The sequence below is a fragment of the Streptomyces doebereineriae genome (assembly GCF_031845645.1).
GTDB classification, from domain to species: Bacteria; Actinomycetota; Actinomycetes; order Streptomycetales; family Streptomycetaceae; genus Streptomyces; species Streptomyces canus.
Map to the genome: position 1 here is coordinate 1 of NZ_JAVREZ010000140.1, position 487 is coordinate 487.

General features: G+C 69.8%; 1 pseudogene. It reads left to right on the forward strand.

Annotated elements, in window-relative coordinates:
- Positions 1-69 precede the first annotated feature (69 nt).
- Positions 70-487 (forward strand): annotated as a pseudogene (locus tag RNB18_RS51115) (Isoniazid-inducible protein iniA); the annotation flags it as partial.

Genomic DNA, 487 nt, shown 5'->3' on the forward strand with positions numbered 1-487 from the left:
TCCGTACGCGGGTGGTCCCCGTCCCATTGGCGCGCCTACCGTTGAGCAGGGCACGCAGGAGGGACTTCCATGACGCAACCCAGTGACCCGCGCCCGGCCGCGGCGGGCGACCCGCGCAAGGTCAAGGTGATCGTCGAACTCATCGACCACACCAGCACGAGCGCCGCGACCTACGACCGCGGCGATCTGGTGGAGCGCCTGAGGTTGGCGAAGGTGCGCATCAATGACCCGCAGATCCGAGTGGTCATCGCCGGCCAGCTCAAGCAGGGCAAGAGCCAGCTGCTGAACTCGCTGCTCAACATCCCTGTGGCCCGTGTCGGCGATGACGAATCCACCGTGCTGGCCACCGTCGTCGCCTACGGGGAGCAGGCGTCGGCGCGCCTGGTGGTGGCCCGGCCCGACGGGGCCGAACCCGAACTGATCGACATCCCGCCGTCGGAGGTGACCAACGACCTGCGCCGCGCTCCGCAGGCCGGGGGCCGTGAGG